At 68.9% G+C, this 22,970-nt stretch carries 20 protein-coding genes and 1 tRNA gene; 11 read left to right on the top strand and 10 right to left on the bottom strand.

Annotation, left to right across the window (positions count from 1 at the left end):
- Positions 1-57: 57 nt before the first annotated feature.
- The 4 genes from U0R18_RS08235 to glmU form a co-directional block, all read right to left on the bottom strand.
- Positions 58-930, bottom strand: a complete 873-nt coding sequence (locus U0R18_RS08235; RefSeq protein WP_526367725.1) for an SDR family oxidoreductase — start codon at positions 928-930, stop codon at positions 58-60.
- Entirely contained in the window at positions 927-1,268 is a 342-nt protein-coding gene (gene arsC, locus U0R18_RS08240; protein ID WP_526367726.1) for an arsenate reductase (glutaredoxin), read from the bottom strand. Before arsC ends, U0R18_RS08235 begins: the two co-directional genes overlap by 4 nt.
- On the bottom strand, positions 1,269-2,249 hold the full coding sequence (locus U0R18_RS08245; protein WP_526367727.1) for a ribose-phosphate diphosphokinase: 981 nt from the start codon (positions 2,247-2,249) through the stop codon (positions 1,269-1,271).
- Positions 2,250-2,329: 80 nt separating this feature from the next.
- Positions 2,330-3,778 carry a bifunctional UDP-N-acetylglucosamine diphosphorylase/glucosamine-1-phosphate N-acetyltransferase GlmU gene (gene glmU / locus U0R18_RS08250; RefSeq protein WP_526367728.1) on the bottom strand — a complete coding sequence of 483 codons (1,449 nt, stop codon included), beginning with the start codon at positions 3,776-3,778 and terminating at the stop codon, positions 2,330-2,332.
- Positions 3,779-3,843: 65 nt separating this feature from the next.
- Between glmU and U0R18_RS08255 the strand changes: the two genes are divergently transcribed.
- The gene (locus U0R18_RS08255) at positions 3,844-5,043 is read left to right on the top strand and encodes a DUF1444 domain-containing protein (protein ID WP_526367729.1); all 1,200 of its coding nucleotides are present in this window, start codon (positions 3,844-3,846) and stop codon (positions 5,041-5,043) included.
- Between the two features lie 9 nt (positions 5,044-5,052).
- Here the strand turns inward: U0R18_RS08255 and U0R18_RS08260 are convergent.
- Positions 5,053-5,124: transfer RNA gene (locus U0R18_RS08260), tRNA-Gln, on the bottom strand.
- 78 nt (positions 5,125-5,202) lie between these two features.
- Between U0R18_RS08260 and U0R18_RS08265 the strand changes: the two genes are divergently transcribed.
- The 3 genes from U0R18_RS08265 to U0R18_RS08275 are packed head-to-tail and all read left to right on the top strand — an operon-like array spanning position 5,203 to position 10,472.
- On the top strand, positions 5,203-5,796 hold the full coding sequence (locus U0R18_RS08265; RefSeq protein WP_526368256.1) for a TetR/AcrR family transcriptional regulator: 594 nt from the start codon (positions 5,203-5,205) through the stop codon (positions 5,794-5,796).
- A 59-nt stretch (positions 5,797-5,855) separates the two neighbouring features.
- A complete protein-coding gene (mfd, locus tag U0R18_RS08270; RefSeq protein WP_526367730.1) occupies positions 5,856-9,509 on the top strand; it encodes a transcription-repair coupling factor in 3,654 nt (1,217 codons plus the stop codon).
- Between the two features lie 15 nt (positions 9,510-9,524).
- Positions 9,525-10,472 carry a nucleoside triphosphate pyrophosphohydrolase gene (locus tag U0R18_RS08275; RefSeq protein WP_526367731.1) on the top strand — a complete coding sequence of 316 codons (948 nt, stop codon included), beginning with the start codon at positions 9,525-9,527 and terminating at the stop codon, positions 10,470-10,472.
- Positions 10,473-10,497: 25 nt separating this feature from the next.
- On the opposite strand, the gene efeB is transcribed toward U0R18_RS08275, so the two are convergent.
- From efeB to efeU, 3 genes are read right to left on the bottom strand one after another with little or no spacing between them, the layout of a single operon-like run.
- Positions 10,498-11,829, bottom strand: a complete 1,332-nt coding sequence (efeB, locus tag U0R18_RS08280; RefSeq protein WP_526367732.1) for an iron uptake transporter deferrochelatase/peroxidase subunit — start codon at positions 11,827-11,829, stop codon at positions 10,498-10,500.
- Positions 11,810-12,979 (bottom strand): iron uptake system protein EfeO, encoded by a 1,170-nt coding sequence (efeO, locus tag U0R18_RS08285; RefSeq protein WP_526367733.1) that lies wholly within the window; start codon positions 12,977-12,979, stop codon positions 11,810-11,812. Before efeO ends, efeB begins: the two co-directional genes overlap by 20 nt.
- Positions 12,976-13,896 carry an iron uptake transporter permease EfeU gene (gene efeU, locus U0R18_RS08290; RefSeq protein WP_526367734.1) on the bottom strand — a complete coding sequence of 307 codons (921 nt, stop codon included), beginning with the start codon at positions 13,894-13,896 and terminating at the stop codon, positions 12,976-12,978. The genes efeO and efeU overlap by 4 nt, the downstream gene beginning before the upstream one ends.
- 229 nt (positions 13,897-14,125) lie before the next feature.
- Here efeU and U0R18_RS08295 point away from each other — a divergent pair, with 229 nt between their 5' ends.
- The 7 genes from U0R18_RS08295 (at position 14,126) to U0R18_RS08325 (ending at position 19,678) form a co-directional block, all read left to right on the top strand.
- Positions 14,126-14,809 carry a lytic transglycosylase domain-containing protein gene (locus U0R18_RS08295; RefSeq protein WP_526368257.1) on the top strand — a complete coding sequence of 228 codons (684 nt, stop codon included), beginning with the start codon at positions 14,126-14,128 and terminating at the stop codon, positions 14,807-14,809.
- Positions 14,810-14,969: 160 nt separating this feature from the next.
- The gene (gene eno / locus U0R18_RS08300) at positions 14,970-16,250 is read left to right on the top strand and encodes a phosphopyruvate hydratase (RefSeq protein WP_526367735.1); all 1,281 of its coding nucleotides are present in this window, start codon (positions 14,970-14,972) and stop codon (positions 16,248-16,250) included.
- 102 nt (positions 16,251-16,352) lie between these two features.
- Positions 16,353-17,060, top strand: a complete 708-nt coding sequence (locus U0R18_RS08305; RefSeq protein ID WP_526367736.1) for an FtsB family cell division protein — start codon at positions 16,353-16,355, stop codon at positions 17,058-17,060.
- Positions 17,053-17,556: a DUF501 domain-containing protein gene (locus U0R18_RS08310; protein WP_526367737.1), complete on the top strand. Its 504-nt coding sequence runs from the start codon at positions 17,053-17,055 to the stop codon at positions 17,554-17,556. The genes U0R18_RS08305 and U0R18_RS08310 overlap by 8 nt, the downstream gene beginning before the upstream one ends.
- The gene (locus tag U0R18_RS08315) at positions 17,553-18,527 is read left to right on the top strand and encodes a Ppx/GppA phosphatase family protein (protein ID WP_526367738.1); all 975 of its coding nucleotides are present in this window, start codon (positions 17,553-17,555) and stop codon (positions 18,525-18,527) included. The genes U0R18_RS08310 and U0R18_RS08315 overlap by 4 nt, the downstream gene beginning before the upstream one ends.
- Before the next feature lie 3 nt (positions 18,528-18,530).
- Complete coding sequence (locus tag U0R18_RS08320) at positions 18,531-19,064, top strand: YdcF family protein (RefSeq protein ID WP_526367739.1); 534 nt, start codon at positions 18,531-18,533, stop codon at positions 19,062-19,064.
- A 47-nt stretch (positions 19,065-19,111) separates the two neighbouring features.
- A complete protein-coding gene (locus U0R18_RS08325; RefSeq protein WP_526367740.1) occupies positions 19,112-19,678 on the top strand; it encodes a dihydrofolate reductase family protein in 567 nt (188 codons plus the stop codon).
- Positions 19,679-19,680: 2 nt separating this feature from the next.
- On the opposite strand, the gene U0R18_RS08330 is transcribed toward U0R18_RS08325, so the two are convergent.
- Both U0R18_RS08330 and U0R18_RS08335 read right to left on the bottom strand, forming a co-directional pair.
- Complete coding sequence (locus U0R18_RS08330) at positions 19,681-20,160, bottom strand: DUF4383 domain-containing protein (protein WP_526367741.1); 480 nt, start codon at positions 20,158-20,160, stop codon at positions 19,681-19,683.
- Positions 20,161-20,227: 67 nt separating this feature from the next.
- The gene (locus U0R18_RS08335; protein WP_526367742.1) at positions 20,228-22,966 is read right to left on the bottom strand and encodes an aminotransferase class I/II-fold pyridoxal phosphate-dependent enzyme; all 2,739 of its coding nucleotides are present in this window, start codon (positions 22,964-22,966) and stop codon (positions 20,228-20,230) included.
- Positions 22,967-22,970 lie beyond the last annotated feature (4 nt).

Genomic DNA, 22,970 nt, shown 5'->3' on the forward strand with positions numbered 1-22,970 from the left:
TCAGGGTAGCCCACTGCAACGGGCAATCCGAAATCGTCGCCCGCGACAACGGGAGGTCTACAGGCCGAACGGAACCCCGGTGAGCTGCTCGGAGAGTTCCCAAAGGCCGCGGGCCGTGGTGCGGTTGCGGGCCAGCGGGCTGCGGCCGGTCGGACCGCTGGGCCCGACGTAGCCGAACCGCGGCCCGACGAAGGTGTTGCCGGGTATGTCCTGCGACGCCGCGTACAACGTCTGGCGGGCGCCGAAGTCGGCGGTGGTGGCCAGCTTGTTGCCGATCACCATGAGCCGGCCGGACAGGGTGGGGCCGGTGTGGGACTGCAACTCGGTGGCCGAGTACCCGGGGTGTGCGGCCACCGAGCGGACCCGCGATCCGGCCTGTTCGAGCCGACCCTGCAGCTCGCTGGTGAACATCAGGTTGGCCAGTTTGGACTGCCCGTAGGCGCCCCAGGCCGAGTACGGCCGGGCCCGCCAGTTCAGGTCGTCGAGCTTGACCCGGCCGATGTAGTGGGCGAACGACGACACCGTGACCACCCGGTCGGACACCTTGGGCAGCAGCAGGTTGGTCAGCGCGAAATGCCCGAGGTGGTTGGTGCCGATCTGGCTCTCGAACCCGTCCGACGTCACCGCATGGGGTACGGCCATGATGCCGGCGTTGTTGATGAGCACGTCGGCCCCGGTCACGCCGGCGGCGAACTCGCGGATCGAGTCCAGGCTCTGCAGATCGAGCTTCCGGACCTCCACGCCGCCGGAGCCGGGCATCCCCGCGGCGGCGGTGTCGCCCTTGGCGGTGTTGCGGCAGGCCAGGATGACGTGCGCGCCCGCCCGCGCCAGTTCGCGGGCGGTCACCTCGCCGAGGCCGCTGTTGGCGCCGGTGACGATGACGGTGCGCCCGTCGAACGATGGCAGATCGGCGGCGGTCCAGGAACTCACAGGATCTCCGTCACATTCTCGATCGGACGCGCCAGACGGGTGCCTTTGCCGGTGACCACCCAGGGGCGTTCGATCAGGATGGGGTGCTCTGCCATGGCGTCGAGCAACTGGTCGTCGGAGGCGTCGGCGAGATTCAGTTCGGTGTAGAGCGATTCACGCTTTCGCACCGCGGTCCGAACGTCGATGCCCGCATCCGAGATCATCTGCACCAGCTGCGCGCGCGTCGGCGGCGTCTTCAGGTACTGCACGATCTCGGGCTCGATCCCGTTGTCGCGCAACAGGTCGAGGGTCTTGCGTGAGGTGCTGCACTTCGGGTTGTGGTAGATGACAACGGACATCTAGGCGGATCCGTCGAACAGTTCGGTCACCGAGCCGTTGTCGAACACGGCCCGGATGGTGGACGCCAGCAGCGGCGCGATCGACAGCACGGTCAGCTGATCGAACTGCTTGTCGGCGCCGATCGGGAGCGTGTTGGTGACGATCACCTCGCGGGCGCCGCAGTCGGCCAGGCGCTGGGACGCCGGTTCGGACAGCACGCCGTGGGTGGCGGCGATGATCACGTCCTTGGCGCCGTCCTGGTGCAGGAGTTTCACCGCCCCGGCGATGGTGCCGCCGGTGTCGATCATGTCGTCGGTCAGGATGCACGTCTTGCCGCGTACGTCACCGACCACCCGGTTCGACTTGACCTGGTTGGGCACCAACGGATCCCGGGTCTTGTGGATGAAGGCCAGCGGGACACCGCCCAGCGCGTCGGCCCATTTCTCGGCGACGCGCACCCGGCCCGAATCGGGGGACACGACCACCAGGTCGTGGTCGCTGTAGTTATCGGCGATGTAGCCGCACAGCAGCGGCTGGGCGCGCATGTGGTCCACCGGCCCGTCGAAGAAGCCCTGGATCTGGTCGGTGTGCAGGTCGACCGACACGATGCGGTCGGCACCCGCGGTCTTGAGCAGGTCGGCGATCAGGCGGGCCGAGATCGGTTCGCGGCCGCGGTGCTTCTTGTCCTGACGGGCATAGGGATAGAACGGCATGATCGCCGTGATGCGCTTGGCGCTCCCGCGTTTGAGGGCGTCGATCATGATCAACTGCTCCATCACCCACTGGTTGAGCGGGGCGGGATGGCTCTGCAGGACGAATGCGTCGCAGCCGCGCACCGACTCGTCGAACCGGACGAAGATCTCGCCGTTGGCGAAGTCGCGTGCGGTCTGAGTGGTGACGTTGACGTCGAGTTCCTTCGCGACCTCTTCGGCCAGATCCGGGTGGGCCCGGCCGGAGAAGAGCATCAGGTTCTTACGGTTGTCGCTCCAGTCGTGGGTCACAGTGGACTGCCCTCGCCGCCGTCGGGGATCAATACGCAGGCAATGGTACGAGGCCGGTTGGGCTGTCGGATACCCGGCGTTCAGTCCCGGTTCTCCCGCGCCCGTCGCGCGGCGTCGGCGGCCGCGGTGCCCGGACGCTTGCGTTCCACCCAACCCTCGATGGTGTGCTGGGCGTTCTCCGAGATCGCGAGTGCACCCGGGGGAACGTCGTCGCGCAGGACGGTGCCCGCGCCGGTGTACGCGCCGTCGCCGACGGTCACCGGGGCGATGAACATGGTGTCCGAGCCGGTGCGCACATGGGAGCCGATGGTGGTGCGGTGCTTGTTCTCGCCGTCGTAGTTCACGAAGACGCTGGAGGCGCCGATGTTGGATTCCTCGCCGATATCGGCGTCGCCGACATAGGTCAGGTGCGGGACCTTGGTGCCCGCGCCGATGACGGCGTTCTTGGTCTCGACGAACGCGCCGAGTTTCCCGCGGTCACCCAGCACGGTGCCCGGCCGCAGGAAGGTGAATGGGCCGACGTCGGCGCCGGCCCCGACGGTGGCGTCCGACCCGTGCGTCCGCACCACCGAGGCCGCGTCGCCGACCTGCACGTCGGTCAGTGTGGTGTCGGGTCCGATGGTGCAGCGTTCGCCGATCCGGGTGCCGCCCAGCAGCTGGGTGCCGGGCCGGATGACGGTGTCGCGGCCGACGGTCACGTCGACGTCGATCCAGGTGGTCGCGGGGTCGATCACGGTCACCCCGGCCCGCTGGTGCCCGGCGACCACGCGCCGGTTCAGCTCGGCGCCCAGCGTCGCCAGCTGCACCCGGTCGTTGACCCCGGCCACCAGCGCGGCGTCGTCGATGTGGTTGGCGTGCACGACGCGCCCGTCGGACCGCACGATCGAGATCACGTCGGTCAGGTACAGCTCCTGCTGGGCGTTGTCGGCGGACAGCCGGCTCAGCGCCGAGCGCAGCGGGGCGATGTCGAACGCGTAGACACCGGTGTTGACCTCACGGATGTCCCGCTGCGACGGGGTGGCGTCGGCCTGTTCGACGATCGCGGTGACCTCGCGGTCCTGGGTTCGCAGCACCCGGCCATAGCCCGTCGGATCGTCCAGCGTGGTGGTCAGCACCGTGACGGCGGCCGGCTCCGCGCTGTGGGCGGCGATCAGCCCGGCCAGGGTGTCGGCGTCGAGCAGCGGGGTGTCCCCGGGGGTGACGGCCACGACACCGTCGAAGTCGGCGGGCAGCACGGCCAGCCCGCACAACACCGCGTCGCCCGTGCCGAGCTGCTCCTGCTGCACGGCCACCTCGATCGGCCGGCCGAGGGCGGCGGCCAGTGCAGCGACCTCGGGGGCCACCTGATCGCGCTGGTTGCCCAGCACCACGACGAGATGCTGCGGGGCGACCTTGGCGACGGCGTGCAGGACGTGCGCGATCATGCTGCGGCCGCCCAGCTGGTGCAGGACCTTCGGGGTGTCCGAGCGCATCCGGGTCCCCGATCCCGCGGCCAGCACGACAACCGCGGATTCCCCGTGTGACGTCATTGGGACAGCGTGACACCGTTGCGGCGGTCCGGGCAAACGGTCCTCGGGCACTAGCATCGCGGGCAGTGTCTGGACAATACGAAGCGGTCGATCTCGACCTCGCCCACCCGTACGCGGCCGATGAGTTCGCCGGTGCGGTCCTGGCCGAACTGCGGACCCGGGGCTACGCCGCCAGCCGGTTCGACGACACCGGGTTCGTGGTGGACCCGGGGGACGGCAGGCGACTGCTCCTCGACCGGTTGTACACCGCGGTCCAGGAGTTGTCCGACTCCGTCCGAGCCGATCGCATCGCGGCCGGCGTGGACGCCGCGCTGCGGCCGCCGCCACAGACGTGGGCGGAGGCGCAGCCGATGCTGCGCTCCGTGCCGCGGCCGTCGAGCTTCACCGCAGCGGTCACCGGCGCCGACGATCGGCCGTGGATCCGGCCGCTGTGGCCGTTCGTGCACGAACTGGCCGTCATCGATATCGGCGCCGCGCGGGCGGTGGTGACCGAGGCCGACACCGCGCGATGGGGCGTCTCCGGTGAGCAGATGTTCGCCGTCGCGCGGGGCAACATCGCGGCCCGCTATCCACCCCAGCCGCAGCAGGAACGCATCGGGCACCTGCGCGGGGACGGCCACAGCTACTGCGACTCGGCGGTCCTGGTGCCCGGCTGGTTGAGTTCGTTCGCGGACGGTTCGGGTGCGCCGCTGGTGTTCTTCCCGGGCGACGAGGTGCTGCTGGTCTGCACCGACGACCCGGATGTCGCGCCCGCGTTCTTCGCCGCGGCCGAGCGGATCTACCGGCAGGCCGCCGTGCCGATCTCGCCGCAGGGCTACACCATCGTCGGCCCCAGCATCGTCGGCCTCGACAGCACCGGCCGGTCGCCACTGCGGGCGCAGGCGGTGCGCGCCCGTTCGGTGCTCGCCGAACACGAGTACGCGGCGCAGACCCGGCGGCTGCGGCAGCACTTCGCCGAACAGGCGGTCGACATGTCGGTGGCCGAGGTGCAGGTGATCGAGACGCCGCGCGGGTCGTGCACCATGACCGTCTGGACGCAGGGCACGCCGCCGGTACCGTGCCTGCTGCCCGTCGCCGACTACGTGACGTTGCTCCCGGCCGACCGGACCGACCACGTCACCACGCCGTTCCCGGTGTTCGCCGACGTAATGGGCCTGACCCGGGACCAGAACCTGCTGCCGCGGCGCTATCCCGTCGCGGACTGGCCGTCACCGGCGGAGTTGAGCGTGCTGCGCGAGCATGCGGTGGCCCTGCCCGGAATCTGAGGAAGAGGGCTCCGTCGCCAGGACTCGAACCTGAACTATCTGAACCAAAATCAGAGGTGCTGCCGATTACACCACGACGGACTGCTGTTGCGGCTGGCAAGTCTATACGCTGTGGGAGTGGCAGCCCCGGACAAAGAGACGCGGCCCCCGCGGGCCCGGATGACCGGCACCGAACGCCGTCACCAATTGATCGACATCGCCCGCTCGCTGTTCGCCGAACGCGGCTATGACGCGACCTCGATCGAGGAGATCGCGCAGCGCGCCAACGTGTCCAAGCCGGTGGTCTACGAACACTTCGGCGGCAAGGAGGGCCTCTACGCCGTCGTCGTCGACCGGGAGATGTCCGCGCTGCTCGACGGCATCACGTCCTCGCTGACCAACAACCGGTCCCGGGTGCGGATCGAGCGGGTGGCGCTGGCGCTGCTGACCTACGTCGAGGAACGCACCGACGGATTCCGCATCATGATCCGCGACTCCCCGGCGTCGATCTCGTCGGGCACCTACTCCAGTCTGCTCAATGATGCTGTCTCCCAAGTGAGTTCGATCTTGGCGGGGGACTTTTCCCGCCGTGGCCTGGACCCGGACCTGGCGCCGCTGTACGCCCAGGCGCTGGTGGGTTCGGTGTCCATGACGGCCCAGTGGTGGCTGGACACGCGCGAACCCAAGAAAGAGGTGGTGGCCGCGCACCTGGTCAACCTGATGTGGAACGGTCTCACCCACCTGGAGGCCGACCCCCAATTGCAGGACGAGTAGCCGCCGCACCAACTCTCCCCAGAGGTGGGCTGCGGCGTTCCACTAGGATTGGTCGCATCATGACCGAACCGGGGAACAGCCATGTCCAGACCCCGATCGCGGGTCTGATCGAGCTCGCACTCACCGCACCCACGTTCGCCGAGCTGACCGAGCGTGCCGCGCAGCGCCCCGCCGAGCTGCGCCTGGTCGCGCCGGCGGCGGCCCGGGTGTTCGCCGCCACCGCGCTGGCGCGTGGAGGTCCGCTGCTGGTGGTCACCGCCACCGGCCGGGAGGCCGACGATCTGGTGGCCGAACTGCGCGGGGTGTTCGGCGCGTCCGCTGCGATGTTCCCGTCCTGGGAAACCCTTCCGCACGAACGGCTTTCGCCCGGCGTGGAAACCGTCGGGGCACGGCTGCTGCTGTTGCGCCGGCTCGCCTTCCCCGACGACGCCCGGCTCGGCCCGCCGCTGCGGGTGGTGGTGACCACGGCACGATCGCTGTTGCAGCCGATGACCCCCGAGCTGGCGCGGATCACGCCGGTCACGCTGGCCGTCGGCGTCGAGGCCGGCTTCGACGACGTCATCGAGCGCCTGGTGGAGCTCGCCTACACCCGGGTCGACATGGTGGGCAAGCGCGGCGAGTTCGCTGTCCGCGGCGGCATCCTGGATATCTTTGCGCCGACTGCCGAACATCCGGTGCGCGTGGAGTTCTGGGGCGACGAGGTCACCGAGATGCGGATGTTCTCGGTGGCCGACCAGCGATCGATCACCGAGATCGCGGTCGAGCACGTGGTCGCGGTGCCGTGCCGCGAGCTCCTGCTGACCGCGGATGTCCGGGCCCGGGCCGCGACGCTGGCCGTAGGCCGGACCTGCCCGGAAGACATCGCGAACACCGCCGCCGGCGGTATCGGGGACATGCTGGCCAAGCTGGCCGAGGGCATCCCGGTCGACGGGATGGAGGCGCTGCTGCCGGTGTTGGGGGCCGACGACCTGGTGCTGCTGACCGATCAGCTGGCCCCCGGAACCCCGGTGCTGGTGTGTGATCCGGAGAAGGTGCGCACCCGCGCGGCCGACCTGATCAAGACGGGCCGGGAGTTCCTGGAAGCGTCGTGGTCGGTGGCGGCCGTCGGCGGTGCGGCCCCCGTCGACATCGAGCAGCTCGGCGGTTCGGGGTTCCGGGAGCTCGACGACGTGCGGGCCGCGGCGGCGGCCGGTGAGCATCCGTGGTGGACGCTGAGCCAGCTGCCCGATGAGTCCGCCGTCGCGCTCGAGGTGCGGGCGGCGCCGTCGGCACGGAGTCAGCAGAGCCTGGACGAGATCTTCGCGATGCTGCGCGCGCACTGCGCGACGGGCGGGCTGGCCGCCGTGGTCACCCCCGGTGCCGGCACCGCGGCGCGCGTGGTCGAGCAGCTCGCCGAATCCGACACGGCGGCAATGGTTCTGGAACCCGGGGCGGAACCCAAGCCCGGTGTCGTAGGGGTGCTCAAGGGCCCGCTGCACGACGGGCTGGTGGTCGAGGGCGCCAACCTGGTGGTGATCACCGAGACCGACCTGACCGGCAACCGGGTGACCGCCACCGAGGGCAAGCGGCTGGCCGCCAAACGGCGCAACACCGTCGACCCGCTGGCACTGACCGCGGGCGATCTGGTGGTCCACGATCAGCACGGCATCGGCAAGTTCGTCGAGATGACCGAACGCACGGTCGGCGGCGCGCGCCGCGAGTATCTGGTCCTGGAATACGCGTCGGCCAAGCGCGGCGGTGGGTCCGACCGGTTGTTCGTGCCGATGGACTCGCTGGATCAGCTGTCCCGTTACGTCGGCGGCCAGGCGCCGACCCTGAGCCGGCTCGGCGGCAGCGACTGGGCCAACACGAAGACCAAGGCGCGCAAGGCCGTTCGCGAGATCGCGACCGAGCTCGTCGCGCTCTACGCCAAGCGTCAGGCCGCCCCGGGCCACGCGTTCGGCCCGGACACCCCGTGGCAGGCCGAGATGGAGGACGCGTTCGGTTTCACCGAGACGGTCGACCAGATGACCGCCATCGCCGAGGTCAAGTCCGATATGGAGAAGCCGGTCCCGATGGACCGGGTGATCTGTGGCGACGTGGGCTACGGCAAGACCGAGATCGCGGTGCGGGCGGCGTTCAAGGCCGTTCAGGACGGCAAGCAGGTGGCCGTGCTGGTGCCCACCACGCTGCTGGCCGACCAGCATCTGCAGACCTTCACCGAGCGGATGGCGGGCTTCCCCGTCGTGGTCAAGGGACTGTCCCGGTTCACCGACGCCGGCGAGTCCAAGGCCGTCATCGACGGGATGGCCGACGGCACAGTCGATATCGTCATCGGCACGCACCGGCTGCTGCAGACCGCGGTGCGCTGGAAGGACCTCGGGCTGGTGATCGTCGACGAGGAACAGCGGTTCGGTGTCGAGCACAAGGAACACATCAAGAGCCTGCGTACGCACGTCGACGTGCTGACCATGAGCGCCACCCCGATCCCGCGCACGCTGGAGATGAGTCTGGCCGGCATCCGCGAGATGTCGACCATCCTGACCCCGCCCGAGGAACGCTTCCCGGTGCTGACCTATGTGGGACCGCACGACGACAAGCAGATCGCGGCGGCGCTGCGCCGGGAGCTGCTGCGCGACGGGCAGGCGTTCTACATCCACAACCGGGTCCGGTCGATCGACGAGGCCGCCGCCCGGATCCGCGCGCTGGTGCCGGAGGCGCGGGTGGTGGTGGCGCACGGACAGATGCCGGAGGAACAACTCGAGCGCACCGTCGAGGGATTCTGGAACCGCGAGTTCGACATCCTGGTGTGCACCACCATCGTCGAGACCGGGCTGGACATCTCCAACGCCAACACCCTGATCGTCGAGCGGGCCGACACGTTCGGGCTCTCCCAGCTGCACCAGCTGCGGGGCCGGGTCGGCCGCAGCCGCGAACGGGGCTACTCCTACTTCCTGTATCCGCCCGAGGTTCCGTTGACGGAGACGGCGTACGACCGCCTGGCGACCATCGCGCAGAACAACGAACTGGGCGCGGGCATGGCGGTCGCGATGAAGGATCTCGAGATCCGCGGCGCGGGCAACGTGCTCGGTGTCGAACAGTCCGGCCACGTGGCCGGCGTCGGGTTCGACCTGTACGTGCGGCTGGTCGGGGAGGCGGTGGAGGCCTATCGGGCGGCCGCCGACGGGCAGACCGTCACCACCGCCGAGGAACCCAAGGACGTGCGGATCGACCTGCCGATCGACGCGCACCTGCCGCCGGAGTACATCGGCAGTGACCGGCTGCGGCTGGAGGCCTACCGGCGGCTGGCTGCGGCCGCCTCCGATGGTGACGTCCGTTCGGTGGTGGACGAGCTCGTCGACCGGTACGGGCCGCTGCCGGAGCCGGCGGCGCGGCTGGTGGCGGTGGCGCGGCTGCGGTTGTTGTGCCGGCACTACGGCGTCACCGAGGTGTCGGCGACGGGCTCGGCCGGGCAGCCGTCGACGCTGCGGCTGGCGCCGCTGACGCTCGCCGATTCGGCGCAGATCCGGCTGAAGCGGATGTATCCGGCGGCGAACTACCGGGCGACGACGGCCACCGTGCAGGTTCCGATCCCGCGGATCGGCAACGCCATGGGTGCACCGCGGCTCCGTGACCTGGAACTGGCCCAGATGGTCGCCGATCTGCTACTCGCGCTGGACGGCCGGCCGCAGGGTGAGATCGACGTAACGGCCACCCCGGAGCCCGCGGGATAGAGGAGGATCGATCCGATGACCGTCATCCTGATGGACCCCAGACGTCCCACCCTGGTGCCGGTCGCCGCCGTCGGATTTCTCGGCGGCGATGTGCAGTACACCGAAGAACTGCCCATTGCGGTGGCCTGGTCACTGCCCGGGGCCCGGCCGGTGCTATTGGCCGATGGGGCCAACGAGAACCCGGCACCGGTGCTGCTGTCATCGGATCCCGGCCATCCGGCCGTCGCCGAGCGGGTGGCGGCCGGTGAGCGGGTGCTCGGCCCGCAGCCTGGGGCGCCCGGTGAGCGATTGCTCGACGCGGTGGCCATGATGGACAAACTGCGGACCGATGGCCCGTGGGAGAGCGAGCAGACACACGAGTCGCTGCGCCGTTACCTGCTCGAGGAGACGTACGAACTGTTCGACGCGGTGCGCAACGGCGACGCCCAGGAGCTGCGCGAAGAGCTCGGAGATGTGTTGCTGCAGGTGCTCTTTCACGCCCGCATCGCCGAGGACGCGCCCGCGCACCCGTTCGGCATCGACGATGTCGCCGATGCGCTGGTGCGCAAGTTGGACAACCGCGCTTTCGGCGTGCTCGCCGGGGATCGGATCTCGCTGGAGGAGCAGTTGGCCCAGTGGGAGGAGCGCAAGTCCGCGGAGAAGTTGGCGAAGGCCAGGAACTCGTGCACCGACGATGTGCCCACCGGTCAGCCGGCGCTGGCGTTGGCCCAGAAGATCCTGGAACGCGTATCGGCGGCCGGTCTGCCCGACGATCTGGTGCCCTCGGCCGTGCGCAAGGTGCGGATCAAACCTGGCGGCGACGCCGAGAACGACTTGCGCAGTGCAACTCTGGAATTCATCGATACCGTGCGCAGGGCCGAGCTGGACGTCGCGGCCGCCCGCCGCGGTGATGCCATCGGCGACGCACCACCTGCGCCCATCACCGAGCAGGAGTGGCGCGCGCACTGGCCCAGCGGCGATTGACGGCGCACCGATCGGGTGGGAAGGGTCACTCGAACAGCGTCGAGCCCCAGTAGGCCTGCGTGTCGCCCTCCCGGATTCCCGGGGGCACCGCGAATATCCCCGAGCCGTTGTGGGTGATGTACTCGTTGAGCAGGTCACGCCGCGACAGTTCGGTCTGCATGGGGATGAAGTGCGTGGTCGGGTTGCGAACGAACGCGATGAAGAACAGCCCGGCGTCCAGATGGCCGAATCCGTCTGTGCCGTCGGTGAAGTTGTAGCCGCGGCGCAGGATCTCGATGCCGTTGTTGAGTTCCGGTGAGGCCAGTCGGACGTGGGAGAGCTTGTCGATCGCGGGCTCGCCCTCGGCGTTCTTCAGCTCGAAGTTCAGCGCATCGAACTCGTCGGACTGACCCAGCGGCGCACCGCTGCCCTTCTGCCGGCCGATGACCCGCTCTTGTTCGAGAAGCGTTGTACGGTCCCAGGATTCGATCCGCATCCGGATGCGGCGGGTCACCATGTAAGTACCGCCGGCCAGCCAGTCCGGGCCGTCGCCGTCGGCGACCCAGATGTTGTCGTCGAGAACCTGGGTCTCGTCGGACTTGATGTTGTTGGTTCCGTCCTTGAACCCGAACAGGTTCCGCGGGGTCGCCTGCTCGCGGGTGGTCGATGAGGTGCGACCGAAACCGAGCTGCGAGTAGCGCACCGACGCCGTGCCGAAGCCGACGCGGGCCAGGTTGCGGATCGCGTGCACCGCAACCTGCGGATCGTTCGCACACGCCTGCACGCAGATGTCGCCACCGGTACGGCCCGGATCCATCGTCTCGTTGGGGAATTTCGGCAGATCCCGAAGCGGCTCCGGGCGCTTGCCCGCGATGCCGAACCGGTCCTTGCCGTCCTTGTCGAACAGGCTCGGGCCGAAGCCGATGGTCAAGGTCAGTTGTGAGGGCGCCAGCCCGAGCGCTTCGCCGGTATCCGACGGTGGGGCATAGGGATTCAGGCCGACCGCGCCGTCCTTGGCCGCCTCCTCGCCGCGCGTCATCCGCTCGGCCATGTGCGTCCAGTCCATCAGCATGGCGATCAGATCGGCCTTGCTGTCGGTGGTGACGTCGAAGGTGGCGAAGTGCATCCGGTCCTGGGCCGCGGTGATGATCCCGGCCTGACGTTCGCCACGGAACGGCACGGGTAACTGCAGGTGTTCGTGGGTGGCCCCGGCGGCCGATGCCCGGCCGGCCCATACCCCGGCACCCGCCGCGCCGGCGACGGCGGCCCCGACGCCCGCGGCACCGAGCAGTCGGCGCCGGGAGACCCCGGACGCCGGGCGCTCGGTCACCGCGGCTCGGTCCGCGTCACTGTCGACGTCACTGGTGGGCGATGACACCTTGCACCTGGCTGACTTCCTTGCTCAACGCGTCGATCGCGTCGGAGAGCGCCTTACGCTCGGGGTCGGTGACCTTGTCGTACAACACGAAGCCGTCGCCGTCGCGGTACTTCTCGAGCAGTTTCTCGACCGCGGCGAAGCGGTCGTCGACCCGCTTGCCCAGGTCGGGGTTGCGCTCGTCGAGGATCGGGCGGACCGAGGCGACCGCGGTCTGGGAACCCTGGACGTTGGCGTTGAAGTCCCACAGGTCGGTGTGGCTGAAGATGTCTTCCTCACCGCTGATCTTGGAGGAGGCCACCTCGTCGAGCAATCCCTGTGCGCCACCGGCGATCTGGGTGGAATCGATGGTCCACTTGGGGTCCTTGACCCCGGCGTCGAGTTCCTTGACGTCAGCGAGCAGCTGATCGGCCAGCGCGTTGGCGTCAGGTTGCAGGCCGGTGACCCACAGCTGCTTCTCGAGGGCGTGGAAGCCGGTCCACTTCTGGCCGGGCTCGAGGTCGGCCTCGCGCAGGTCGATGCGGGGGTCCAGGTCGTCGGGGAAGCTCTCGGCGACCGGCTCGATGCGCTCGTAGTAGGTGCGCGCGATCGGGAACTGGGCCTTGGCCGCGGCGACGTCACCCTTCTTGACCGCGTCGACGAACACCTGGGTGGCCGGGATCAGGGCGTCGGTCTGGCTGTTGACGTAGCGCTTGTAGGAATCGGCGGCTTCCTTGAACTTGCCCTCGGTGTCGATCTTGACCGCCTCGCCGGTGACGGTGAAGTCGCCGCGGATGCCGTCGCCGACCATGCCGGGCTTGCACGCGGTCTGGTAGGTGCCCGGCTCGGTGAGCTGGACGATCAGCTTGCGGGACAGTCCGGGGGAGATGTTCTCGACCTCGCCCATCACCCGTTCGCCCTCGCCGTAGACGTAGAACTCGGTGACCTTGTTGCCGTTGTTGGTGATCTGGAAGGTGTTGGCGCCGGTGGTGCCCTGGGTGGCCGACAGCTCACAGGTGGTGTCGGTGGCCGTCACCGTCAGCTCGGCCGGCGCCCCGGCGGCGTTGGTGCCGCTGGTGGTTGTCGCGGCGTTGTCCTTGGCGGTGCAGCCCGCCAGGGTGGCGCCGGTGATCAGGGCGGCCGAAGCAGCGATGAGCGGAACAGAGCGGTTCACGTAGTTGACCTTTCACTTTCCTGGGTGGGTTCGGGTGCCGGAGCGGATCCGGAGGTGCGGGCGCCACGGCTGGGGCCCAGGAAGAGGACGAGCACGACGACGAGGTAGGTGAGCCAGCCCGCGAACTGCAGCACCGTCGGGGTCGGGGTGACGTTGAAGATGCCCTGGATGGCTTCGCCGTACCAGGACGACCAGTTGAACCAGGACGTGATGTCGAACGCCTTGTGCGCCAGGCCGGGCAGCCACCCGACGGTCTGCAACGCCCCGATGCCGTAGGACAGGATCCCGGCGGCGACCACGATCAGGAAGATGCCGGTGTACGTGAAGAATTTCGCCAGGTTCATCCGGACGGCACCCTTGTACATGCCGTAGGCGACCGCGACGGCGATCAGTACGCCGACGATCAGCCCGGCCAGCGGCCAGAAGGTGGATGCTTCGGCGTAGCCGACCATGAACAGCGCGGTCTCGACGCCCTCGCGGCCGACCGCGAGGAACGACAGCGTGACGACGGCGAGGGCACCGGCTTGCAGGGCATCGGCCATCTCGGCCCGCAGCTGCCCGGAGATGCCGGCGGCGGCCTTCTTCATCCAGAGGACCATGGTGGTGACGATGGCGACGGCGACCAGTGAGGCGATCCCGGCGATGGCCTCGGCGCCCAGCCCGGAGATGGTGTTCTCGCCGAATTGGATCACCAGGAACACGCTGATGGTCATTGCCAGGGCCGCACCGACCCCGAGCCACACCCATTTCAGCGCGTCGCGCCGGTCGGACTTCACCAGGAAGGCGACCAGGACCATGACGACGATGGAGGCTTCGAGGCCCTCGCGCAGACCGATCAGGAGGCTGCCGAAGAACTGCGACGATGTCGAGGGTCCCGCGGCCAGGACCGTTATCGGAAGGTCCCCGACGAACGCCATGACATTCCTTCTGAGGTCCAGACCGGGTGTTAGCCCAGCCAAAGGTAGGTGTGGCTCACCTTAGCAGCGGGCCGATCAGGACGTTACACGTTCGACGCCACACCCCGGCCAGGGACCAACGGCTCCGAACACATGGCACGATGGCCCTAACCGAAGTGGGGTGTTAGGGAGTCTTGTGGCGGATCGTTGGCTGCGGGCTGTGGGCGTCGTCGGCGCCACAGCCCTGCTGATGGTTTTGCTGTTGGCCGGCTGTTCCTGGCGAACCAGCGCGCCCATCCCGGAGGGCGTGCCCCCGCCCGCGGGTGACCCCGTGCCGGCCATCGACACGTATGCCAAGGGCCGGCCGGCCGATCAGCTGCACGACTGGGCCTCGGCGCGGGCACCTGCGCTCGGCATTCCCTTGACCGCGCTGGAGGCCTACGCCTATGCCGCCCGGGTGGCCGAGGTGGAGAACCCGAAGTGCAAGTTGAAGTGGACGACGTTGGCCGGGATCGGCCAGGTCGAGAGCCACCACGGCACCTACAACGGAGCGTCGATCGCGCCGAACGGTGATGTCGGTCCGCCGATCCGCGGGGTCCAGCTCGACGGCACCGACGGCAACCAGCACATCGCCGACACCGACAAGGGCAAGCTCGACGGCGACCCCGATCTGGACCGCGCGATGGGCCCGATGCAGATCATCCCCGAGACGTGGGAGCTCTACGGCGTCGACGCCAACAACGACGGGGTGGCCAACCCGGACAACATCGACGACGCGGCGCTCACGGCCGCCGGGTATCTGTGCTGGCGCGGTAAGGACCTGTCCACGGCCGACGGCTGGATGGATGCGTTGCACGCCTACAACCACTCCAATCAGTACGCCCGGTTGGTCCGGGACTGGGCCACCGCGTACGCCAACGGCCATCCGCTCTGACATCTCACGTCTGTTCAGCGCCGGCTGCGACGACGTTCGAGTGCGATTCGCAGTGGCCGCTGAGCAGATGGGGTTCGGCCACCCGCCATCCACTGTGAGCCGACTCCGCACCCTTTAGGCTGAGCACCGAACAGCTCAACCCCGACATAAGGAGACGGCAGTGCCCATCATCGAGCAGGTCGGCGCCCGGGAGATTCTCGATTCGCGCGGCAACCCGACGGTCGAGGTCGAGGTCGCACTGATCGACGGAACATTCGCTCGCGCCGCGGTTCCCTCCGGTGCATCCACCGGCGAGCATGAGGCCGTCGAGCTGCGCGACGGCGGATCCCGCTACGGCGGCAAGGGTGTCGAGAAGGCCGTGGAGGCCGTGCTCGACGAGATCGCGCCCGCGGTCATCGGCATCTCCGCCGACGAGCAGCGCGTGGTCGACCAGACCCTGCTGGATCTCGACGGCACCCCGGACAAGAGCCGGTTGGGCGCCAACGCGATCCTGGGTGTTTCCCTGGCGGTGGCCAAGGCGGCCGCCGACTCCGCCGAACTGCCGCTGTTCCGCTACATCGGCGGCCCCAACGCGCACATCCTGCCGGTCCCGATGATGAACATCATCAACGGCGGTGCCCACGCCGACACCGGGGTGGACGTGCAGGAGTTCATGATCGCCCCGATCGGCGCGCCGTCGTTCAAGGAGGCGCTGCGGTGGGGTGCCGAGGTCTACCACTCGCTGAAGTCGGTGCTCAAGAAGCAGGGCCTGGCCACGGGCCTGGGTGACGAGGGCGGTTTCGCGCCGGATCTGGCCGGCACCAAGGCCGCGCTGGACCTGATCGCAACGGCCATCGAGGGCGCCGGCCTGAAGCTGGGCGCCGATGTGGCCCTGGCGCTGGACGTGGCCGCCACCGAGTTCTACACGCAGGGAACGGGTTACGCGTTCGAGAAGGAGACCCGGACCGCCGCGCAGATGACCGCCTTCTACGAGGATCTGATCGGCGGCTACCCGATCGTCTCGATCGAGGACCCGCTGTCCGAGGACGACTGGGACGGCTGGGTGGCGCTGACGTCGGCGATCGGCGACAAGATCCAGATCGTCGGCGACGACCTGTTCGTCACCAACCCCGAGCGCCTCGAGGACGGTATCGAGAAGGGCGCCGCGAACGCGCTGCTGGTGAAGGTGAACCAGATCGGCACACTGACCGAGACGCTCGACGCGGTGGCGCTGGCCCACAACGCCGGCTACAAGACGATGATGAGCCACCGGTCCGGCGAGACCGAGGACACCACCATCGCCGACCTGGCCGTCGCGGTCGGCAGCGGGCAGATCAAGACGGGCGCCCCGGCCCGCAGCGAACGCGTCGCCAAGTACAACCAGCTGCTGCGCATCGAGGAGACCCTCGGCGACGCGGCTCGGTACGCCGGCGACCTCGCCTTCCCCCGGTTCGCCGTCTAACCCCCCCTCGGCGAGTGTGCGTGTTGGTCCGCTGACACGCCGTCACGGGCGTACCTCTGCGCACGCTCGTCGGGGCAGCAACGCCCGGTACCTTTGACAGCGATGTCTGATGCGAAACGGCCCGACCCGAAACGGCGGTCTCCGACCTCCCGACCGGGGAAGCCCGGCGAGGCGAAAGGCCGTGCGCGCCGGGCCCAGCAGCCGCCGTCGTCGCCGACGACGCAGCGCCGCGAACCGAGGCCGGCCGATGCCCAGAATGAGAATCGGGCGCTACCGGTGCCGATCGAGGCGGTTCGGCAATCGATCACCGACTCCGCCGAGCAACGCTCCGAAGAGCGGTTGGGGTTCACCGCGCGGCGGGCGGCCATCCTGGCGGCCGTGGTGTGCGTCCTGACGCTGACCATCGCCGGGCCGGTCCGGACGTATTTCGCGCAGCGCACGGAGATGAAACAGCTGTCGGCCACCGAGGCCGCGCTACGCAAACAGATCGCCGACCTCGAGGGCCAGAAGACGAAGCTCGGCGACCCGGTTTTCATCGCCGCACAGGCCCGCGAGCGCCTCGGGTTCGTGATGCCCGGCGACATTCCCTATCAGGTGCAGCTCCCGCCGGGCGCCCTCGTTCCCGCCGACCCCGAGGAGCATCCCGGCATCACGCCGAGCAACGAACCCTGGTACACGGCGCTGTGGAAGACCATCGCCGACACCCCGCACGGGCCGCCCCCGCCCCCGGCCGCACCCCCGCCGGCACCTCCGGTCGATCCGAACGCGCCGCCGATTCCCGACACCCCGCCGCCGGGTCCCGGTGGTTGACCCGGCCGACCTCGACGCGGTTGCCCGCCAACTCGGGCGCGAACCGCGTGGGGTACTCGCGATCGCCTACCGGTGCCCCAACGGCGAGCCGGGTGTCGTACGCACGGCGCCGCGGCTGCCCGACGGCACACCGTTCCCGACGCTGTACTACCTGACCCACCCGGCTCTGACGGCTGCGGCCAGCCGGCTGGAGTCCGCCGGTTTGATGCGGGACATGACCGAACGGCTCAGCGGTGACCCGGATTTGGCGGCGGCCTACCGGCGCGCACACGAGGACTACCTGAGCGAGCGCGACTCCATCGAACCGCTGGGCACCACCTTCACGGGCGGCGGGATGCCTGATCGGGTCAAGTGCCTGCACGTCGTCATGGCCCATTCGCTGGCAAAAGGTCCCGGCCTCAACCCATTCGGCGACGAGGCATTGGCCGTCCTGGCCGCGGAACCGGGAATGGCCGGCATCCTGGACCCTGCCGTGTGGATCGGAGCCGACGAATGACCGACCGGGTCGCCGCGATCGACTGCGGGACGAACTCGATCCGCCTCCTGATCGCCGATATCGACAACGTCCTCGACGGCGCCGGCGACGGGACCCGGGTGCGCGATGTGCATCGGGAGATGCGCATCGTCCGGCTCGGACAGGGCGTCGACGCCACCGGCAAATTCGCACCGGAGGCCATCGCCCGGACCCGCGACGCGCTGGCCGACTACGCGGATCTGTTGCGGCAGTGCGGCGTTGACCGCGTCCGGATGGTCGCGACGTCGGCAACCCGCGACGCGGCCAACCGCGACGAGTTCTTCGACATGACCGCCGACGTGCTGGGTGCGGTGGTCCCGGGCGCGGTGGCCGAGGTGATCACCGGGGCCGAGGAGGCCGAGCTTTCGTTCATCGGCGCGGTGGCCGAACTGGACACGGCGGCAGCACCTTTCGTCGTCGTCGATCTCGGCGGCGGGTCCACCGAGGTGGTTGTCGGCAGCCGTCGCGCCGACACCGGTTACTCCGCGGACATCGGCTGTGTCCGGATCACCGAACGATGCCTGCACTCCGACCCGCCGACCGCCGGTGAGATCGAGGCCGGCCGCGCCATGGTGCGCACGCGCCTCGGCGCCGCACTGCGGGCCGTTCCGGTGGAGGGGGCCCGGACGTGGGTGGGGGTGGCGGGCACGTTCACCACCCTCGCCGCGCTGGCGCAACGGATGACCACCTACGACTCCGAGGCGATCCACCTGTCCACCGTCGGGTTCGCCCAGCTGCTGCCGGTGTGCGACGAGCTGCTCGCGATGACCCGCCGACAGCGGGCCGCGCTGGGGCCGATGCACGAGGGCCGGGTCGATGTGATCGGCGGGGGTGCCATCGTCGTGCAGGAACTCGCTCGCGAACTCGGCGACCGGGCCGGCATCGCTGCGCTGACGGTCAGCGAACACGACATCCTCGACGGCGTGGCGCGCTCGCTGGTCGGCGCGCGCTGAGCGATGCGCCGGGTGCTGGCAGCGCTGCTCGGCGCTCTGGTGGTGATCGCGGTGGCCGGGCTTCCGGTTTACGTTCGGCCGCAACTGGATCCACTGCGCGCCGCCGATGCCGTGGTGGTGCTCGGCGGCTCGCACAGCGGGGCCCGCTACCAGCGGGGGCTGGAGCTGGCGCACGCCGGCTGGGCGCACGATGTGGTGCTGTCGAACCCGTACGGCGGGGCCGACCCGGTCCTCGACCGGTTGTGCGCCACCCCGCAGCCCCGCTTCCGGGTGCACTGCTTCGACCCCGATCCACACTCGACGCTGGGCGAGGCGCGGGAGATCCGGGACCTGGCCGCCGCCGAGCACTGGCACACCGTGATCGTCGTGACGTCCGTGCCCCATGTCTCACGGGCGCGCTACATCATCGGGAAGTGTTGGGAGGGAGCACTTGTCATGCAGGGCACGCCGGCCCATCTGGGGCCGCTGGGATGGGCGGCGATGTACGTGTACCAGAGTGCGGGATACCTGAAGTCCGTGCTGCACGGCACCTGCTGAATACCCCCACCGCGATGAGTTCTGCCCGCCGGTGCAGTCTGACCTGCATGGGCAAACTCATCTACGGCTTCACCGTTTCGGTGGACGGGTACATCGCGGACGCTCGCGGCAGCATCGACTGGTCCGAACCGAGCGAGGAACTGCACCAGTACTGGAACGACTTCGAGCGGGAGACCGCCCTGTCGTTCTACGGCCGGCGGCTCTACGAGCTGATGTCCGCGTACTGGCCGACCGCCGACCAGGCGCCGGACGCCACCCCGTTGATCGTCGACTTCGCCCGCATCTGGCGCGACATGCCAAAAGTGGTGTTCTCGCGCACCCTGGAGTCCGTCGACTGGAACTCCCGACTGGAACGCGGCGACCCGGTCGAGGTGGTGCGGAAGCTGAAGGCCGAAACCGAGGGCAGCTTGGAGGTGGCCGGCGCGACACTGGCCGCACCGATCGTGCGGGCCGGACTGGTCGACGAATACCGCATCGTGATCGCGCCCACCGCCGTGGGTGGGGGCACCCCGTTCTTCCCGCCGCTGCCGTCGTGGATTTCGTTGCGACTGTTGGAGAACCGCACCTTCCCGGGCGGCACGGTGCTGCTGCGCCACGAGGTGGAGCGCGACTGATATCAGTCAGGGGCCGTCGGCAACTCCTCGCCGCGGGCACCGGTCGGCACCCGTGACCCGGCCAGCGTCAGCGCCAGGATCACCATGGCGAGCCCGGTCCCGAAGTGCAGCCACGCATCGGCCGACTCGCCGGACACCAGCGGTCCGGTGATCAACGCGCGCAGCCACAGTCCGAGTAACAGCGCCCCGCCGGCCAGCAGGTAGGTCCGGGACCGGCCGTAGCTGCGCGCCATCAGCAGCCCGCACAGACCCAATGCGATGTGAAAGAGGTTGTGCAGCACCGAGACCGCGAAGATTCCGAACAGTGCGACGCCGGGCCGGTAGGCGACCAGCTGCATCGCGTGGGTGCCGTCGGTGACGGTGGGGATGAATCCCAGCAGCCCCCAGGCGATCAGCAGCGAGCCGACCAATAGTGCGGCGCACTGTACGGCGAGGAAGGTGAATCCCGGACGGGTCAACCGGCGCGTTCTGGGTGTTGTCATCACGGCCTCCTAGCACGCCGTTGCGGACGGCGTCCGCAAGAGCCGGGATACCCGTCGGACCGGCGGCCTAAGCGGACGTCGGGGCCAGGTTCTCGATCGCCTTCGCGGTGTACACCCGGTAGCCGGCGTCGGGCTGGTAGCCGTGCACCTCGGGGGTATCAAGATCGCGGATGAACGCCAGGATCTCGCGGCTGAACAGCTGGCCCGGCACCAGCACCGGGAAGCCCGGCGGGTAGGGCGTCACGAAGGTGGCCGAGACGACGTCGGCCCCGGCGTCCAGGGCGGCCTCGATCTCCTCGGTGGTGCGGTATTCGCAGTTGCCGTCCTGGTAGGACAGATAGAACGCCCGCCGGACGTCGCCCTCCGGGGTCGGATCGTCACCCGAGAGATCCCGGAACGCCGGGTGGAAGCCGCTGAAGTCCGGCATGTACGTGGACTCGGCCGTCAGCCGATGCACCCGCTCCTCGAAGCGGGCCCGTTCGCCCAGACCCATCTCCGAGATCCGTTCGTCCAGATCGCGGGCGATCTTGACCAGCACTTCCACCAGGAACGCCACCGAGCTGCGAGTGGTGCCGATATTGGTCATGAACAACACGGTGTTGCGGGACGTCTTGTTGATCTGCACGCCGTAGCGGTCCATCAGTTGCTCGCGTTTGAACTCGTCCCCGTCGAATCCGGTGGGCCCGATCGACAGTGTGATCCGCGACGGGTCGAGCACGAATTCGTCGACGTCCCAGGCGTCCATCATCCGGTGCGACCGCAACGGCTGATCGATGTGGGAGGCCCGGTATTCGCCGGGGATCAGATCGGATGTCCGCAGGCAGCGCACGTAGCGGCTCAGCAGCGGGTTGTTGTCGATCGCATCGCGCAGCTGCATGGCGTTCTCGATCTGGCGCTGCACCAGTTCGGCACCTTCGAGTGCGACCTGCCGGCGGCCCAGATCCAGCGACGCCAGGATCTGATAGTTCGGCGAGGTCGACGTGTGGGCCATGTAGGCCTCGTGGAACGGCTCGGCCACCTTCTGCTCGAAATCCTGGTCGAAGACGTGGATCATCGAGCCCTGGCGCAGCGCGGTCAGGGTCTTGTGGGTGGACTGGGTGGCGTACACGCGCACCCGGGCCCGCGCCGGATCCGGTGACAGCCGCCGCTCCAACAGCTCGTCGTCCGACGGCCGGTCCTCGCCGGTCAGGTCGGCGGCGAGTTGTTGTTCGTAGCCCCGGGCATATTCGGGATCACGGAGTTTGTCGCGCAGCTTGCGGGCGGCGGCCATCGCGGTCCGGGCGCGGTACACCGGATGGAACCGGGCGAACGCGAACCACGCTTCGTCCCAGAGGAACACCAGATCGGGTTTGATCGCCAGGCATTCCTCCATGACCCGCTGCACGTCGTAGACGATCCCGTCGAAGGTGCAGTTGGTCAGCGAGATCATCTTGACGCGGTCCAGATTGCCGTTTCGCTTCAGCGCCAACAGTTTTGACTTGATCTCGTGCAACGGGACCGCGCCGTACATGGAAAATGCGGGTAGCGCATACGCTTCTAGGTAGATGACCTCGGCCCCGGCCAGCATCATGCCGTAGTGGTGGGACTGGTGGCAGTTGCGGTCCAGCAGCACGATATCGCCGGGGGCCACCAGCGATTGGGTGACGATCTTGTTGGCCGTCGAGGTGCCGTTGGTGACGAAGTAGCTGCGCCGGCTGCCGTAGGTTTCCGCGGCCAGCTCCTGTGCATCCCGCAGTGGGCCGGTGGGTTCCAGCAGGGAATCCAGGCCGCCGCAGGTTGCCGAGGTCTCCGCCATGAAGACGTCCAGGCCGTAGAAGCTGAGCATGTCCTTGATCCAGTGCGAGTGCACGATCGACTTGCCCTGCGAGATCGGCAGCGCGTGGAACACTCCGGTGGGGCGGTGGCTGTACTGCTTGAGCGCGCTGAAGAACGGTGTGCGATACCGGGCGGCGACGCCGGCCAGGATCGACAGGTGCAGCTCCAGGAATCCCTCGCGGGCATGGAAGACCCGGCGGAAGTATTGCCCCAGCCGGCCCGCGATGGACTCCACCTGGATCTCGGTCATCAGGTACAGGTCGAGTTCGGGACGCAGCTCGGTGAGCGCCCGGGCCAGCGTCTCGGCCCGCTGGTCGGGTGACTCCTGCTGGTGCAGCAGGTCCGGGATGCTGTGCTCGACGAACCGGTCGAACGGAGCCAGCTCCCGCGCCGCGCGGGGCGAGAACCGGCTGCGCACCACCACGGCCTGCAGATTGACGTTGAACGCGGCGGCGATCAGTGCCTCTTCGCCGCTGGGGACCACCACCAGGTCGTAGACGAACTCGTCGTCGGGCCGCCGCCAGCCGCGCACCTCCTTGCGCAGGGCCCGCTGCTCGTCCTCGGTCATCGACTCCACGACCAGTACCTCGAAGTAGGGTCGGTCGGTGCCCGTGGCGGGTTGACGCGGGGTCAGCGAGTCGGTGGTCGGCAGATCCGACTCATCGGCTGCGGCGTGGTCGACGTCGCCGGTGCGGTAGGACTCGGTGATCAGCGCGCGGTTGACCCGGGTGACCGCGCGGGCGAACTTGTCATAGCTACCGGCGGCGAAAAGCCTTTGTGCCCGGGCGAATTCGTCCGGGCCGGGGAAAGCCCAGTACGGTTCGATGCGCGCCAGGGTGCTGAGCAGATCACGGCACGCGGCGACGATGCCGGATTTGTCCACGGTGTCGGAGCTCGACTGCCGCAGTTGCTCGGCGGCGTCCTCGAGGCGGCACCACGAGTCGCTGCGCAGCTGCCAGACACTGTTGTAGACCTCCGCTGCGGCGGCCATGCGC

The organism is Mycobacterium sp. (genome assembly GCF_046330795.1).
Classification (GTDB): Bacteria; Actinomycetota; Actinomycetes; order Mycobacteriales; family Mycobacteriaceae; genus Mycobacterium.

What these genes read in the sequence shown, in the direction of transcription:
- arsC (WP_526367726.1), bottom strand. Translation starts at nt 1,268, where the DNA reads ATGTCCGTTGTCATCTACCACAACCCGAAGTGCAGCACCTCACGCAAG.
- glmU (WP_526367728.1), bottom strand. Translation starts at nt 3,778, where the DNA reads ATGACGTCACACGGGGAATCCGCGGTTGTCGTGCTGGCCGCGGGATCG.
- U0R18_RS08265 (WP_526368256.1), top strand. Translation starts at nt 5,203, where the DNA reads ATGACCGGCACCGAACGCCGTCACCAATTGATCGACATCGCCCGCTCG.
- mfd (WP_526367730.1), top strand. Translation starts at nt 5,856, where the DNA reads ATGACCGAACCGGGGAACAGCCATGTCCAGACCCCGATCGCGGGTCTG.
- U0R18_RS08275 (WP_526367731.1), top strand. Translation starts at nt 9,525, where the DNA reads ATGACCGTCATCCTGATGGACCCCAGACGTCCCACCCTGGTGCCGGTC.
- efeU (WP_526367734.1), bottom strand. Translation starts at nt 13,896, where the DNA reads ATGGCGTTCGTCGGGGACCTTCCGATAACGGTCCTGGCCGCGGGACCC.
- U0R18_RS08295 (WP_526368257.1), top strand. Translation starts at nt 14,126, where the DNA reads ATGGTTTTGCTGTTGGCCGGCTGTTCCTGGCGAACCAGCGCGCCCATC.
- U0R18_RS08305 (WP_526367736.1), top strand. Translation starts at nt 16,353, where the DNA reads ATGTCTGATGCGAAACGGCCCGACCCGAAACGGCGGTCTCCGACCTCC.
- U0R18_RS08315 (WP_526367738.1), top strand. Translation starts at nt 17,553, where the DNA reads ATGACCGACCGGGTCGCCGCGATCGACTGCGGGACGAACTCGATCCGC.
- U0R18_RS08320 (WP_526367739.1), top strand. Translation starts at nt 18,531, where the DNA reads ATGCGCCGGGTGCTGGCAGCGCTGCTCGGCGCTCTGGTGGTGATCGCG.
- U0R18_RS08325 (WP_526367740.1), top strand. Translation starts at nt 19,112, where the DNA reads ATGGGCAAACTCATCTACGGCTTCACCGTTTCGGTGGACGGGTACATC.
- U0R18_RS08330 (WP_526367741.1), bottom strand. Translation starts at nt 20,160, where the DNA reads ATGACAACACCCAGAACGCGCCGGTTGACCCGTCCGGGATTCACCTTC.
- U0R18_RS08335 (WP_526367742.1), bottom strand. Translation starts at nt 22,966, where the DNA reads ATGGCCGCCGCAGCGGAGGTCTACAACAGTGTCTGGCAGCTGCGCAGC.